Genomic DNA, 14,020 nt, shown 5'->3' on the forward strand with positions numbered 1-14,020 from the left:
GAGGTTAGTGGCAGAAGAATTGAAGGTTGATGAGGAGCTTGAGGGACTAAAAAGTGAGCCTCAGAGGAGCTCTTCTGATCCACTCACGATGAATAGACGTACAGAGTCACTCTTTGAGAAAGCTCGATCAAAAGCTCGATCAAGGTCAACTCTTGATGATCCAGAAAAAACTTTGGAAGCAGGCATTCGCGAACTACGTGGAGCCATAGATGCGATCGGCTCGGTACAAGGCAGTATAGAAAAACAGTGCAGCCAAAGTAGAGCCAAAGCAGTAGAGTCGCATCAAAAAGCTCAGTTGGCATTAGCAGAGCATGATATGAACGCTGTTTTTCAACACTCTGTAGACAAAGCCGTTCATATTAAGGTTGTGCAGGCCCTGAAGAGTCAGATCGATATCACAGTGGATAAGGTTAGGAGTTTAAGACGATCCTTAACCAATCTAGAGGCGTTAAAAACCAAATTTGAAAACCAAGCAAAGTTCGTTAATCTTCAGGCTACCAATCCAGGCGTTGATCCTTCGGTGGAGAGCTTAAAGGAGCAGCTTGGGTTAACACGAGATGTTGATGCTGAGTTGGCAGACCTAAGTAAGCAATTGGACAGCTTGTAAAAACCCCACTGTCCTCACGAAGCATTTAGGAATATAAAGATGCGATCGCTCACATCTCCGCTAGCAATGCCTCTACTTTACTAATGCGTTGCATTGCTCTTTTCCATTTTTTCTCCCGCTTAACTAGGGCTGTAGGGCATCTTGGCCTACGGGCTTCTCGATGTTTCGAGCTACGGCGATCTGAACTACTAAACCCCAAGCGTCAAACGACACGGAACGCCATCAAACTGAATTAAGTAGGCATGCCTTACTAACTCTTGTTTTGTCCTGTTGTATGACCCGTCAGCCTCTTGTGTCCACTTCCATGACCAATACTCTAGTTCTCTGATGCCTTTGTCATGTTTGAGCGATCGCATGATTCGCCCTAACTCCTCCACATCCCAGAGCGGGGTTAGATCTGAACCGATCATCTGGTGGTAGGGCTTACCGTGACTTGGCGTAACTGCAAAGTTAGCTGCCACAATTTTGTTGTCTCCAGTGGTGGTGATGCAGGCAGAGACTTCAGAACCCGCGATCGCCACCATCAATTCAGCGTCAGTGGCTCTGCTTAAATCCCTGGAACTGGGCACCTCTAAACCGAACGCTAGCTTGCGATCGCTTCCTGGTATCCGCTCAATGGGTTGAGCCTGGTCGTCAGAGCAAATCAGTAGGTCTACGCCTAGCCGAGTCGCTATATCTTTCAAACTCTGCTTGGCACCTTGCAACAGTTCCTCGGCTGCTGTGTATTTGGGAGCCACCAACTTTAACCCGTCGATAACAGGATGCACTTGCCAAGTACAAGGAAGAAGGTGATGCAGCTCAGTGGCACGTTGCATTAGTCGTCTCCTCATCTAGCAGGGGCAGAGATTCTAGATACTCCTCGCTCACATCCAAGGCCAAGGCAAGTCTGAGTAACTCCGTTTCAGTGGGCTTTTTCTTGCCGTCCCGAATGGCTGCCAGCTTCTCAGGGTTCAATTTCGTCCGGGTCAGCTTATCCCAGTTGGTGCAGATGCCATGAGCCAAGCTTCTGAACTGAGGGCGATCGCGTTCTAGCGCTTCAGCCATGCGCCGATACTTCTCTACTCCCGCATCAAACCCAAGTCGAAAGAAGTCGAGGGTAATCGCAGTGATGGACAGTTGCCACTGATCCGCGATCGCCTTGATGGTTTCGTATTCGTCGGGGTTAACCGTGATGCGTAGCTGTAGCTGCTTGCTCATACCTGTCTTGCCTAAGACACCTTAAGCCTAACCCAAGTTGCTAGAACACCTCAAACCTTTGTGGTTAGAGCTTCTAGGTCTTCCACTCAAGCCTCCCGGTTTTAGGTCTTCCGCATGGGCGCAAGCCTTGAGTTTAAAAGCCTCTGGTTCTAACCCCTGCTGACACAACTCACAAAACCTAATCAATTTGTCAGGGGTGACGTGACACCGACTCTAGCACTGGTAATTGTTTGAGCCTCTACACCTTCCGTATAAGCGGAAGACTTGACACGGAACACCTCAATTTTTTCTGATGACCCTCCAGCACTCACACAGAAAGACTTCTAGCCTGTGGCAGGGTGACACAACTTGACAAGCCACCCGCAAAGCCTTCCGCAACTCTCTGGATTTGTGTGTTATTAGTTAAGGCAGAACAAGACAAAAAAGACAAACAAGGCAAGGAGGGGAAATGCTGTTGCTGCCAGGTCACGAAGTAATGGAAAAATGCGCTCTGGTCTACGGTCGCGCCATATCTGATCGGACCTGGCGTACTTGGAAGCGAGTTTGTGAAATTCCTGCGGCTCATCCCCATGTGGGTGAGTGGCTGACAGAGTTTCAAACTAAGTGCTTGCTTGTACTGGCATACCTCAAGAAGCAGAACCCTTGGAAGCACTACACCTATGAGCAAGTGTTGGTGACGATGGCGAAGCTGCGACGCAAGAAGGAACAAGCCAAGTTTCTAGATGCGATCGCTGAGACTCCAGTGAACACGTTAGTTCAGCCCTGCTATGGGCGCGACCTACACAAGACACTGGAGCGGCTGACAGGCTGTGACATCAACCCCCGGCGCTTGTACCGAATTGCTGAACGACATGGGCAGAAGTTCAGCAAGGCCAAGCAGTACAGCACCAAGCAGATCAACTGGTGGATTGAAAAATTAGGAGCATGACATGACCATTACTGAGATTCAAAAAGCTTTTGCTGATAACGGTTTCAACTTCACTGAAGCGGAAGTAGAGGAGAAGCTGACTTCTGCCAAAATGACTGCTGACGAAGTTGATAGCGAGATGATGGCGGTTTGGCTGGAAGCAATGCAGCAACAACAGAGCAAGCCTACCAAAGCGAGCAAGACTGGAGGACTCGCCAAGGGTAAGCCCGCCCAACCTCCAACACAGGCACCACAGCAGCAGCACCCACCCCAAGCGATTGACCTAGAGACACAGCAGGCGATCGCCAATAGCGTCAACGGTTTGCAGTCCCAGGTAGTTAACTACGTTGGGCAGCAAGAGACTCAGCTTGCCGAGATTCGCAACATGCTAGGCGACTATAACCGGAACCTGGGTCTGCGTCTTTGGGGCGGGGTGGCTGCTGACCTCCAAGCACAGGGAGGGTATGACATCAACGTTAGCCAGATGATGCAGAACTCTTGGGGCAATGTGAAGGCTGACCTTCAATCAAAGATTGATCAAGTGAATGCTGCGGCAGGGGTGAGGGATGCAGCTTGAGGCACAGGCACCAGAGCTATCGCTTGAAGTGGTGCAACAGTTTCTAGATGAACTGCTGATGGCTCAAGTGTTGCAGGAACAAGAGGTGGCTCAGTTGATGGCTGAGTTCATGGCAGGTTCACCAGAGAGAATCTTTGCTCTAGTTCAGCAGTACTTTGAAGCGCAGAAGGAACCCGTCAACCCTAAGATGTTGCGCTTTAAGTTCGGAGGGGTTGAGTTTCATCCTGATTTCTTTTGGTCGCTGGTCATCCCCAACAGCTTAGAGGATGCAGCATTCAAGTTCAGCGCTGGCCTAGTCATTAGCATTACCCTAGCTCTCACCTGTAACGCTATCTGGCCTGTTCAACCTGTCGTTAGTCAACCAATTACAAGGAGTTATTAGTCATGGGTCTAATGGGCGCAATGGGTAAAGTCTTTTCTAGTAAGGGCAGAAACAGCGTAGGCATTACCCCAGTAGAACAGAGTCCGGTAGAGGCGTTCCGGCTAAAGGGTCGTAACACTTCTTGGGGGCCAGCTAAGTTACCAGAGGGGGGTGTGCATTCCACCGCTCCCAAGACTGAGCGAGTCAGAACTGTTAACCCTACCGAGCTGGGCAAGGCGCAAGCCAAGGCTCAACAGCATGAGGAGAATGCCGAGCGCTGGGAAGAACTGATGAAGGCTTATGCCAGACGGTCTGATGCTGACCTCAAAGAACATGCAGCACTGCGGAAGTATCAGAAGCACGAGGCTGTGAACCACACCAAGAAACTGCACATTAACTCTGATCTAGCCGCATTCATTGAGGGTCAGAGAATGAATTGGTTCCAGGAAGACAGGCAGTTTGAAGCACTTCTTCAGCACAACAAGGCAATGACTGATGAGTTACAGCAATGGAACTCTCAGATGCAAGCAGCCATAAACAACTGAGAGGCAATGAGTGATGTTGAAAGCAGCCAAAGACTATCCCGTACTGATGGCAGAGAACCTAATCGAAGTGTGCCTCTCAGCCATCCTCACGATGAACGCGATCGCCTATCCAGGTATGCGCTGGTTTGTTGGAATCTCCTATGGTCTCATCGTCGTGGCGATCGTGATGACCTGTCTCATGGATGACCACTTGATTGAACGGTACAAGCTCACTCCTGAGTTCTTCATTGCCAGCATGATTGCCCGTGTTGTGGCTCTCCTCTTTGGCGTGGTGGTGGGGGCACTATGACGATCGCACCGTTCGACCCACAATCTATCAAGCAGGATCGGGCGGTGCTATCCCGCTCATCCATTCGTACTGCTTGGTTCGTCGCTTTTGCCTTATGTTTCCTGTTGCTGCCTGCTGCCAGAGTCAACGGGACAAAGCTTCCGATCTGGTTCAGTCTCAGCCTTAGAGTCATGGCTTTGGTAGATGCAGGGTTTATCTATCGCCGGGTATCGGGGCAGGCTACTGATGAGCGCAAGCTAACCGTAAGAGTAGAAACTTACGACCAGCTAGAAGCTCAGAAGTGGGCAGCACTCGCATTCATGACCTCGCAGAATATTAAGGCTTCTGTCTTGCCTCCGATGCCTACCCGTGAGCAGCTAGCAGGGCAGAGTCAGCAGCAACAGCTACCCCCAGCGCAGCCGCAGGCAACGGCAGCAACGGCGATCGCTACCACTCAAGGCGCAGTAGTAGTTCAAGCACAGCCCACAGTTGTCGTGGAGGATGGTCTACCCTTCCCAACTGAAGATTTGGCTCACACTCTCACGCTAACCACGACCGACCCTAGTAAAGCAGGTTCAGTCATCATCCCCGCTCCCGTTGGCACTGGTAAGTCTAACTTCCTGCGAGCTGCAATTCATAAAGCTCATGAACTGCATCAGGGTAGGGTGGATATGTATGTCTTCGCTGGGAAAGATGACGAGACATATTGCGGGCTGGAGAAAGACCCTAACCGCTACATGTACGCGGCGGATTATGAGCTAGCGCCCATTGCCCACAGTAGACTTTATGCTCTGCGTCCACGACTGCGGAAGGCTCCAGGTTTCCCGACTATCAATATTCTGGAAGAGTTCAACAACATCTTGGATGCGGCTGAACTGTTTGACGACCTGAATAAGAAAAATAAGAAGGCTTTGCCGATCGCCAAGCTGACCAATGCTGCCATCTACGAACAGGCAACCAAGGGACGCTCTAAACTTTTCACGGATTGGATTACAACCCATAGCGCCAACAAAGAAGATATTGCTCTCAATGGTGCCATCAAGCGTAGCTGCTACTTCGCTGTATTGGGTAGAGGCAGTAAGCATGGGGCCATTAACGATGCTCTCCAGGGTAGAAATGCGATCGTTGATGATGAGTTAATTAGGCGGAAGCTCTACGATCAATTCCTTGAGTATCTGAATGGGCCAAAGTTTGACAATGAGCGAGTATTGGCCCTTACCAACTTGCTGGGGCGCTGGCGGTTGGTGTTCCTACCTCACTACCCCGACAATCAACCAGAGATTAGATGCCTGATTCCTGCTGAGCAATTTAGCGATCGCCCTGTAGACATCTCTAGTGATGAGGTCGAGGACAGCGAGGAAGAGAACCCCTATACCTACCGCTACACCGAGGGGCACGAACGTAATGCAGCCCTCGCAATGACGATGACTCAAGGCCAGTGCTGCTATCCCGGATGCACCCAACCAGCGACCGAGGTGCATCACGTCCGATATCAGGACGAAGAAGGCAACAGCATTTGTGACAACCCCCAGCCTGCGGTTGACTTGTTCCCGCTCTGTGATGGTCACCACCAAGACAGGTCTAACCCTGAATGTGCTCACCACAAGAACAACTGGATTAAGGGTAGTTGCCCGCATCCCCTACAAATTGACAGCCGCAGCACAGACCAATACATCCTGCTACTCAAGCAGGGTTGGCTAGAGAAAACTTCGCAGAGGTTAGCAGCATGACACTAGCAACCAGAGAGAACCAATCAGTTGAAATTGACCGGGCTGAGGGGGGTGCGATCGCGCCTGTGAATAACGGCATTGTGATTAACTGGCACGCCAGAGGAGGGAGTGCAGCATCTAACCCGACCCCTAGCCCTGTCTCTGCAATCCCAAACTTCCTGATACCTGCTGCCGTGGTTGCAGTGGCGGGGGCATTGATATTTCAGCTAATCGGTGAGGGTATCGGCAACTTCAAAAACCAACAGTTGCAGGCACAGAACCAACTGTTAACCCAACAACTCGCAGCACAGCAGGCACAGATCGAAGGGGTGAAAAGTTTAGTGTGTGCGGCTAAGGGGGAGTGATGGAAATACTATTGCTCGTCTTATTAATCCTCGGCTTCATCCTTCTGACTGGTGGCCCTGGGGAGAAGACGCGATCGCAACCTCCGCCACCTTCAGAACCAACTAAGCAAGACAAAGCAATCATTGAATGGCTGTGGAGTCAGTTTGGAGGTGCGATCACATCCATGAGCGATTCAGGTAAGTGTCTTCTTATTGAGCGAATCAAAAACGCTCCCAACAGATCAATAAAATGAAAAAGCTTGTTCTACTTTTAGGCCCACGATTATGGGCCTAATTTTTTGCTATTTAGATTTGAAAGGGCGAGGCGATCGCCCATAACTTTGGGTGGTGACCGCTTCCCCATTATGTCTAGGACAAATAAAAATTTGGCACCCAACCACGAGGGATCTTTAGGGCATGAGGAGCAATGTTGTAGGCCAAGTCACCTGCAGCAGATAGTTCGGTGCTACTGCCTACGCCCCAACCTGATCCGCCAATCCATAGGCGACTGCCTCGGATGGGGTGAGAAGTAGCCCATCCAGCAGGTGCTGGGAGATCACCTCCAGGTGCTGCCCGCACAGCTCGGCGATGACACTAGCCAGCTGTTGTCGGATGCGGTTCACCTCCGGGTGCCAATCCGCCGCGACCTCGAGTGGGGTCAGCGAGAGTTGGGCGGTAGGGCCGACCACCCGTTCGCCCCTACCGCCGCTAGCCAGCACAATGGCTGCCATCCCGTGGGCCATTGTCGGTGCCCAGGTGCAAACCAGTGGCTCTAACTCCCGCACAGTATCCACGATTGCCATTCCTGCAGTTACGCTGCCGCCCCTGGACTCGATGCAGAGGGTGACTGGCTGCCGGGCATCCTCGTGCTGTAGGAATAGTAGCTGGGAGATAACCATCTGGGCTGTGGCCTCGGTGATTTCGCCATCGAGCCGGATGATACGGTGCCGACACAACTCTTCGAGGTCAGGCGTCTTACGTTTTCCAAACGGCCACATCCGTCGCACCTCCTCACTGAGCTATTGATTAGACAGAATTCAGGGTTGTTCGTCCTATTGAGTTAATGGAGCTCACTCATTCGCTCTAATGACCCAGATTGAACGTTACCTCAGCAGATTCTCCCTATAGTATTCACTATTCCAGACATTAGCCCGAATGTTGAGAACGCTTCTTCGATCTGCTTTCTTTCATTCTACCGAAGCTCTTAACAACAAAGTTAGGAACAATCAAGGTGCTGTTGTGGAAACAGGGATTGCATGATGCATGAACCCACTCAGTGAAACTCTGTGAGAGAAATAGACTGGTTGAGATTGCAGTGCTATCTACATGCTGGAGCCGTAACCTCATTCCGTTATTTCTGTTCTAAACTGTTCTTCCCAAGCAGCTCGCTTCCCGATATACTGGCTGCGCACTTTCGTACAACCATACGATTGTGTGAACATGCGATCGCAGCTGCTTGGTCAACTTTGATTCATGTGCAAAATTTGCAAAGTCCTAGAAATTGCACATGAATCAAAGGGGGAGACTGGCATCAGTAGGGACGTGCTCCTGAGCTGAGGGAGGTAAGGATCAGCCACACTACCTACTCAGGTTGAGTGGAGTCGGGCTCTCCAATTCATACCGCCATTGGTTCGAGTGGAGTGATATACATCAACTTCTTTGCTTCCGGCGCAATTTCTTCAGATGGAGCTAACTCCATCCAATCATGGAAAGAAATGCCGAGTTGTGAAATCGCTTTGATCTCAGTCTGGTAAGACTCAAATCGATAATTCGTTTCAATCATCGATTCCATCACTTCAAATACCTTGGGCAACCGCTTCATAGCCTCCTGTCTCATTTCTTCCCGATTGCCAAAGATGCTGCCCTGAACCTCACTTGTGGCCACAATGGCTGGAGGTAACTCTTGAACCCACTTGTAGCCCAACTCCGTTCCTTGGTCTTTTTTCCAACTAAACAGATGGTCTCGAAGTAATTCAAAGACAGCACTCTCATCTAAAGATGGGTCTAGCCATTGATAGATACGTGTAAGGCGACGCAAATCAGTTTGACCTTTGAACTGAGGATCTAGATAAGCAGCTGGATTTGAGGTTAATAGAATTTCAATGTATCTAGCAACGCGATCGCGAATTTGCTCAGCCCCTTCCTGAAAGCGACGCAAAGCAGTATCCCCTTCCTCTAGCTCCAGATAACAACGAGCTTCGGCGATATAGGCCAGTGCTAGAGTCAGTAAATACTCATCAGCAATCTGGCTTTGTTTCTTGAGCTCTTGATCAACAAAGTCAGTGTAGATATGTTCAGCTTCTAAAAAGAGCTTGATGGCAGATAAAGCACTACTTCTACGGTTTTCAGGCTGATGCATCGTAAAGGCATTAGTCGCCAAATTTAAAGCCGCCCGAAACTTGGCATAAAAGCCGAGATCAATCTTGCGGTCCACTTTATTGAGCAACTCTGTGACATCTTGCAAACGCTTCTCCAGCTCATTAAGGCGTTGAATGATGACTGCAAAGCCAATAACTGATACCCCAAGAGTGAGCATATTCGCAGCAGATGTGACTTGTGGCATACCCCCGTCGCCATTCAGTGCCAAATCCTCCCGGAGCCAAGATACAACGTGTTTGCTGCCTACCTCACGAATCACGCCACCAACACGTTCGTAAATTCCACTCGCTAAGCCTGCACTAATATGGTCGGGAATTAAGAAATTTGTAATTAGTGTTTGCATCGTTAGTTGCTTAGTTCGTTGTCATATTGGCGATCGCTCTGTTCCAGTAGCGAACTTGAATCAGGCAATTCTACGGGTTCTGATGGCGAACTGCTGTCTGGAGAGGTGCCAGACTCTTGAGCTTGCTCCCTAGCCCGTTTCGTGGCCACCCAAGCCAAAGCACTTTCACGAGTCTCCCTAGCGCGTTCTGGAGTCAGTTTCCGCATGTTTCTCCTGCAGCACATCGCCACTAGTAATAGGTCTTAGTAAACTAGAGCCTTTCACTAGAAAAGCAACTAACCCTCAATCCAAAGTGCTTCTTAAGTTTTTCTTCTTACTCTCAAGCATTTCTTCTGGCTCTGAAACAGCTTCCAATTAGAATAACGACCAAGCCAAAGATATAAAGCCTGAATCCAGGCTCTAGAGAACAAGGGTAAGTGATGGTGCTGTGGTAACCTATGCCATCCAGAAACCAAGCCTGCAGCATTGAAAGCAAAACCGTTGGAAAAAGCATAACTAAAAACAAGACAAAATATTTGTTGATACTAGTTTTGTTCGAAAAATAGCTGGCAAACAAAAAGCAGGTTGCAAGGGAAAGACATAAAAACTCTAAATAGTGAAAAGTTAGATTGCTTCCTTTCAACTTGCTTTCTTTAAACAAGTCAATGTAACTTGACCTGAAAATAATTTCTTCAGGTGAAAACCCACATGAAAACCATTGCATGAAAAGCGAAAAAACCAAGATGGCCATTCCAGCTATTGGCAGAAAACTTATAAATTTGCTCGCAATAGTTCGGTTCATTGCTAAAGATCCTCAGTCAAAGCATTTGTAAGATGGACATGCAATTGTTCCGAGTATCCATATAACTAGTTGATAACATTCTGAGCGATCGCCACTTTCACTCTTTCACCTAGCTCTTTAAGGCCGTTAATCTCGCTGATTTGCGGGTGGCGGTCGCTACTTGTATTTCCCGTCCAGCTTTCTCAATCATTCTCCTGCATGTAGGCAAGTTGGCTTGTTGGAGAATACAGCAGAAACACCTCATCACGGGCGAATTTGCCGCTGGCGTAACATTCTCCTTCCTCCTCAAGGTCTGACGGTTTCCACGAAGTCGTTTGAGGATACTCTCCCACATTCGGCGGTACATCTATGTCGAGACAAGCTTTAAAGTCCTGGGCGAGTAATTGCCTCTCCCCAATAAACTGATAAATATTCGATGCGCTCCCATTAAAGCGGCAATAGTGGGAATAAGCGTAATCTGTTTGCCCATTGGTTACACACTGGAGGTTAAACACTTCTCCAACGAGATTGGGATATTGAATGTAAAACCCTGTATAAGTTGGAATGGTACTACTTGAACTTAGTAGTTTTGGAACAGCTAAAACAATGATCACAAGATAAACAATGTAACAAAAAGGAACACCAACAACAAAAGTAAAGATTAGTCGAATTAATCGTTTTTCCATTGAAGCTCCTCATGCAGTCTTTTGGGAAACTGTAAGTACTTCTAAGCATCCTCTTTATGAGCAATAGCACTAAAGCAGCCAAACTAAGCTTACAATTGTCCCAAGTATCAGTATGACTGGCTGATGATGATACTTTGACCAATCGCCTTTTAGAACATCAAAGCTGCGATCGCCCCCTCCAGTTCCAGCTCTGACACTTCTAGATACCTACTCAAAAGTCGTACGAGTTCCTCATGTAAGCGGTTTGACTTGCTGGAGAATACGCCAGCTCGTCAGTACTGCTGGAGTAGCATTGTGCTCCAGAATCAACTTCAAGTTCCCCTGGCTTCCACCAATGCCATGAAGGAGAATACTCAAAATGCATAGGGTCCACTATGTCTGATGGGTCACATTCATTTTCGGAGGCATAGGTTAGCCTGCCAAACTTGAGGCCATCTGCCCAAACGAGCAGCCTGACACTGAATGGTTTCACATTAAAGCGGCAGTGGTACTCATACCTGTCTATCGCATCGAGTCCTCCATCAGTTACGCAACGGAGATTGGATGCTTGGCCGAGGATACTGGGATGCTGAATGTAAAAGCCAATATAGGTCTGGATAGTATTACCCGATTTCAGCAAACGTGGAACAGCGTACCAGAGTAGATATGCATAAGCAATCAAACAAACAGGCAAGGCGATGAGTAGCCGAGGAGCAATAAAAAATAAACGCCTTCGTAGTTGTGTCATTGCAACTCTTTGATGAAATAGCACCAAGCTAGCAGATCTCCAACGCTCAAGCTTTCAATCGCACCTAGAAGCTCAGGGATGCAATTGCCCCTCCAGTTGCAACTCCGAAACCTCCAAATACCTTTGGAGGGCCTGCAAGCTGCGGTGCTCTGATATTTCCTGGATCACTCACAGCGGCCCCCAGCACTGCTCATCTGGGTTAGGGTGTACGTCGGGAACTGTGCATGCTAACGTCGATACTTTACATGCAAAACATTGGAGGTAAAAGGATGAAAAATGACCCCCAAGAGTTTCAAACACCCGCAAGAATTCTTGTAGCAGAAGCAGATAGGTGGCAAACCAAACAAGAGCTTTTGAAAACAATTGTGGCTACAGCCCAACCTATTGCAAATAACCAATACGTTGTAGATGGCGATCTACTGCACCGCCTGAAAGAATTCTTATAAACAGAAGCCTCCTAGCAACCAAGGTATGAGCGATCGCCCCAAGCTCCTTTGTTGCTCTATTGCATATCACGCAATTAGTCATAATTTGAAAAGCCTTTAGATACAGGCGTTGTGACACTAGCAAATATAAAGCTGGACTAAAATTTTGGACTAAACAAGTTTTTTGGTTAGGAGTTACATCATCGATGTGCCCATTTCAAAGCCTCAGCCATTGACTCGCTTTAATCATTTATAGCCCGCTTGTAACTCTCCAGTAGTTCTTCTTCTGTAACGCCTTCAAGTTTGGCGCTGTGCTCAATCAGCATTTCGATCGCCACACGAATCAGAGTGTTGTCCGTGATGCGCTCTCCCTGCTTAGCTCGACTGCGATTTAGCCTGCGCGTGATCATCGTCAGGGCATCTAGCTGCTCTGCTGACAGCCTCACCTCTTTTCGTTCCAGACTAAGGTACTTGGGAAGTTGAGGAGTTTCAGACTCTGTAAGTTTGGGAGTTTGTAACTCTATTTGATTGTTAGTCTCAGAGCCTGGCTCTTGCGTAGTCTTAGGAGCAGGCTCAACCGAAGTTCTAGGTTCTAGTTGTTCCGAACTTACAGAGTCTTGTAGTTCGTCATTCAGTAAGTCTGTAATCTTTTTCCTAGGCATCACCCAAACTCCCTACGTCCCTGAGCAGTTCATCTACAACTCGCCGAAAGTCGTCAGAGGCTTCTTTAGCGCCCGCGCCCCGGTATTGAGTGATCAACTTGCCTTCAACAATCGCCCGCTCATGAGCTACCCGAGCACGAACTACAGCGTTGAAAACTGGAATCTCCTTACTCATCAAGTGAGACTGAATGTCCATCGCCTCATTGATGCGTCTGCTATCAACCCGAGACAACAACACCCTGTAGGGTTTGCCAATGGGGGCGATCGCTTGGTTAATAGTTCTGGTTAGCTCTCGAATATCGAGGGGTGATGTAGGCGAGGGCAGAATCGAGTAGTCTGACAGCTCGACAGTGGTTGCAAGAATTTTGCTGTCCAGTCCCGGTGGGGTATCGCAGATAAGGACGTGGTATCCTCCGACCTTGCGAAGCTTGCTCAAAATCTTCTGGTCACTTTCCTGGGCAACATCAAACGCCGCCCCTGCTTTATCGGCTACCCAAGATAGACTCCCTTGAGGGTCAGAATCAATAACTAGTACTTTATAGCGCTCTGATAGAACGGTTGCTAACCCAAGCGCTGTAGTAGTTTTGCAGCTCCCACCCTTCCCGGCTGCTACAGAAATTATTTTCATAGCGAAGACAACGTAAGCTTGAGAGTCAGTTTGTCACGAAGTTTGAAAGTTGAAAACTCTCAAACTTTGTTATTTTGTTTGTTTGAGACTTTGCAGGTTTGGAAGTCTGTAAGTTTGTATATGAACAAGTCCCCTTAATTCCGTGTAGAAAAAAGGGAGTTTATCAATTAAGCGCGATCGCCCCGTTGAATACACTGCATACAAACATTGAACAAAGCAGTAACTGATGCGATTTCAATCGGAATTTGCAGCGGCAGCGGAGCCATAATCAGCCCAGCCAGGATTAAGCCTACACCGACAAAAATAGAGACAATCAGAATCACCTCATCGTCAAATAGCTTCAAACCGCCCCATAAAGTGCCAAACCCAAGTGCCCAAAAGATGAAATGATTCATGGAGTGATGACTAGTGACTTAATGTGCCCTTAGTCATCATGCAGGCTTCTTGCTTGAATTGCTTAAGGTCTCTAGGCGTCGTAACAATAGCATTCATTCAACCCGCCCTACGCCTGTCGGATGGCTCTAGCAGTCGGGCTTAGCACTTAGCAACGTGGAACTGATGAATAGGCTTCTTGTGATCACTGAGCTATGTAAAGAGCGCATGTAAAGTATGCAATATGCAATATGAAAAGCTCAAAAGCTGCAATTCTAACCTAGGGTTTTAGTTAGTTTTGCCTTTTATTCGTAAGCAGTGACATGACAGATGGCCCGATTTCTGAACCGAGCCCAGCGATAAGAGTCTTGTTAGTTGAGGATGATGACTTTAATCGATTACTACTGACCGACTACCTCACTCATCACGGCTACCAAGTGCTGGGTTTGGCAGAGGGCAGTAGCTTTTTCTCAACTCTGGCTCAGTTTCAGCCGCATGTTGTTTTGCTGGACTTGAAGTTACC

Annotated in this window: 21 protein-coding genes; 10 read left to right on the forward strand and 11 right to left on the reverse strand. The window is 48.4% G+C overall.

Going from position 1 to position 14,020, the window contains the following annotated elements:
- Positions 1 to 7 precede the first annotated feature (7 nt).
- Entirely contained in the window at positions 8 to 607 is a 600-nt protein-coding gene (locus H6F90_RS29735) for a hypothetical protein (RefSeq protein WP_190555577.1), read from the forward strand.
- 188 nt (positions 608 to 795) lie between these two features.
- Here H6F90_RS29735 and H6F90_RS29740 read toward each other — a convergent pair whose 3' ends face one another.
- Entirely contained in the window at positions 796 to 1,422 is a 627-nt protein-coding gene (locus H6F90_RS29740) for a hypothetical protein (RefSeq protein ID WP_190555578.1), read from the reverse strand.
- Entirely contained in the window at positions 1,406 to 1,804 is a 399-nt protein-coding gene (locus H6F90_RS29745) for a hypothetical protein (RefSeq protein ID WP_190555580.1), read from the reverse strand. The genes H6F90_RS29740 and H6F90_RS29745 overlap by 17 nt, the downstream gene beginning before the upstream one ends.
- Before the next feature lie 448 nt (positions 1,805 to 2,252).
- Between H6F90_RS29745 and H6F90_RS29750 the strand changes: the two genes are divergently transcribed.
- Genes H6F90_RS29750 through H6F90_RS29780 form a run of 7 tightly spaced genes read left to right on the forward strand, consistent with a single transcriptional unit; the run spans position 2,253 to position 6,536 of the window.
- The gene (locus H6F90_RS29750; RefSeq protein WP_190555582.1) at positions 2,253 to 2,732 is read left to right on the forward strand and encodes a hypothetical protein; all 480 of its coding nucleotides are present in this window, start codon (positions 2,253 to 2,255) and stop codon (positions 2,730 to 2,732) included.
- A 1-nt stretch (position 2,733) separates the two neighbouring features.
- Positions 2,734 to 3,288 (forward strand): hypothetical protein, encoded by a 555-nt coding sequence (locus H6F90_RS29755; protein WP_190555583.1) that lies wholly within the window; start codon positions 2,734 to 2,736, stop codon positions 3,286 to 3,288.
- Complete coding sequence (locus H6F90_RS29760) at positions 3,278 to 3,670, forward strand: hypothetical protein (RefSeq protein WP_190555585.1); 393 nt, start codon at positions 3,278 to 3,280, stop codon at positions 3,668 to 3,670. The genes H6F90_RS29755 and H6F90_RS29760 overlap by 11 nt, the downstream gene beginning before the upstream one ends.
- 2 nt (positions 3,671 to 3,672) lie before the next feature.
- The gene (locus H6F90_RS29765) at positions 3,673 to 4,194 is read left to right on the forward strand and encodes a hypothetical protein (RefSeq protein WP_190555587.1); all 522 of its coding nucleotides are present in this window, start codon (positions 3,673 to 3,675) and stop codon (positions 4,192 to 4,194) included.
- A gap of 13 nt (positions 4,195 to 4,207) precedes the next feature.
- Positions 4,208 to 4,483 (forward strand): hypothetical protein, encoded by a 276-nt coding sequence (locus H6F90_RS29770; protein ID WP_190555588.1) that lies wholly within the window; start codon positions 4,208 to 4,210, stop codon positions 4,481 to 4,483.
- The gene (locus tag H6F90_RS29775; RefSeq protein WP_190555590.1) at positions 4,480 to 6,192 is read left to right on the forward strand and encodes a hypothetical protein; all 1,713 of its coding nucleotides are present in this window, start codon (positions 4,480 to 4,482) and stop codon (positions 6,190 to 6,192) included. Before H6F90_RS29770 ends, H6F90_RS29775 begins: the two co-directional genes overlap by 4 nt.
- A complete protein-coding gene (locus tag H6F90_RS29780; protein WP_190555592.1) occupies positions 6,189 to 6,536 on the forward strand; it encodes a hypothetical protein in 348 nt (115 codons plus the stop codon). The genes H6F90_RS29775 and H6F90_RS29780 overlap by 4 nt, the downstream gene beginning before the upstream one ends.
- A 452-nt stretch (positions 6,537 to 6,988) precedes the next feature.
- On the opposite strand, the gene H6F90_RS31680 is transcribed toward H6F90_RS29780, so the two are convergent.
- From H6F90_RS31680 to H6F90_RS29810, 6 genes are all read right to left on the reverse strand, one after another.
- Positions 6,989 to 7,513, reverse strand: coding sequence for an ATP-dependent Clp protease proteolytic subunit (locus tag H6F90_RS31680; protein WP_190555593.1), 525 nt, complete (start codon positions 7,511 to 7,513; stop codon positions 6,989 to 6,991).
- 617 nt (positions 7,514 to 8,130) lie between these two features.
- A complete protein-coding gene (locus tag H6F90_RS29790) occupies positions 8,131 to 9,237 on the reverse strand; it encodes a hypothetical protein (RefSeq protein WP_190555595.1) in 1,107 nt (368 codons plus the stop codon).
- Positions 9,238 to 9,239: 2 nt separating this feature from the next.
- A complete protein-coding gene (locus H6F90_RS29795) occupies positions 9,240 to 9,443 on the reverse strand; it encodes a hypothetical protein (RefSeq protein ID WP_190555597.1) in 204 nt (67 codons plus the stop codon).
- A 113-nt stretch (positions 9,444 to 9,556) separates the two neighbouring features.
- Complete coding sequence (locus tag H6F90_RS29800; protein ID WP_190555599.1) at positions 9,557 to 10,018, reverse strand: hypothetical protein; 462 nt, start codon at positions 10,016 to 10,018, stop codon at positions 9,557 to 9,559.
- Between the two features lie 182 nt (positions 10,019 to 10,200).
- Positions 10,201 to 10,683, reverse strand: coding sequence for a hypothetical protein (locus H6F90_RS29805; protein WP_190555601.1), 483 nt, complete (start codon positions 10,681 to 10,683; stop codon positions 10,201 to 10,203).
- Between the two features lie 211 nt (positions 10,684 to 10,894).
- Positions 10,895 to 11,410, reverse strand: a complete 516-nt coding sequence (locus tag H6F90_RS29810) for a hypothetical protein (RefSeq protein WP_190555603.1) — start codon at positions 11,408 to 11,410, stop codon at positions 10,895 to 10,897.
- A gap of 269 nt (positions 11,411 to 11,679) precedes the next feature.
- Here H6F90_RS29810 and H6F90_RS29815 point away from each other — a divergent pair, with 269 nt between their 5' ends.
- Positions 11,680 to 11,856 carry a hypothetical protein gene (locus tag H6F90_RS29815; protein ID WP_190555605.1) on the forward strand — a complete coding sequence of 59 codons (177 nt, stop codon included), beginning with the start codon at positions 11,680 to 11,682 and terminating at the stop codon, positions 11,854 to 11,856.
- A gap of 221 nt (positions 11,857 to 12,077) precedes the next feature.
- Here H6F90_RS29815 and H6F90_RS29820 read toward each other — a convergent pair whose 3' ends face one another.
- From H6F90_RS29820 to H6F90_RS29830, 3 genes are all read right to left on the reverse strand, one after another.
- Positions 12,078 to 12,497: a hypothetical protein gene (locus H6F90_RS29820; protein WP_190555606.1), complete on the reverse strand. Its 420-nt coding sequence runs from the start codon at positions 12,495 to 12,497 to the stop codon at positions 12,078 to 12,080.
- Entirely contained in the window at positions 12,490 to 13,125 is a 636-nt protein-coding gene (locus tag H6F90_RS29825) for a ParA family protein (protein WP_190555608.1), read from the reverse strand. The genes H6F90_RS29820 and H6F90_RS29825 overlap by 8 nt, the downstream gene beginning before the upstream one ends.
- Before the next feature lie 167 nt (positions 13,126 to 13,292).
- Entirely contained in the window at positions 13,293 to 13,520 is a 228-nt protein-coding gene (locus H6F90_RS29830) for a hypothetical protein (RefSeq protein ID WP_190555609.1), read from the reverse strand.
- A gap of 300 nt (positions 13,521 to 13,820) precedes the next feature.
- Between H6F90_RS29830 and H6F90_RS29835 the strand changes: the two genes are divergently transcribed.
- The coding region (locus H6F90_RS29835; RefSeq protein ID WP_190555610.1) for a PleD family two-component system response regulator at positions 13,821 to 14,020 on the forward strand (200 nt) is incomplete at its 3' end.

Source organism: Trichocoleus sp. FACHB-591 (assembly GCF_014695845.1).
In the GTDB taxonomy this organism is placed as follows: domain Bacteria; phylum Cyanobacteriota; class Cyanobacteriia; order FACHB-46; family FACHB-46; genus Trichocoleus.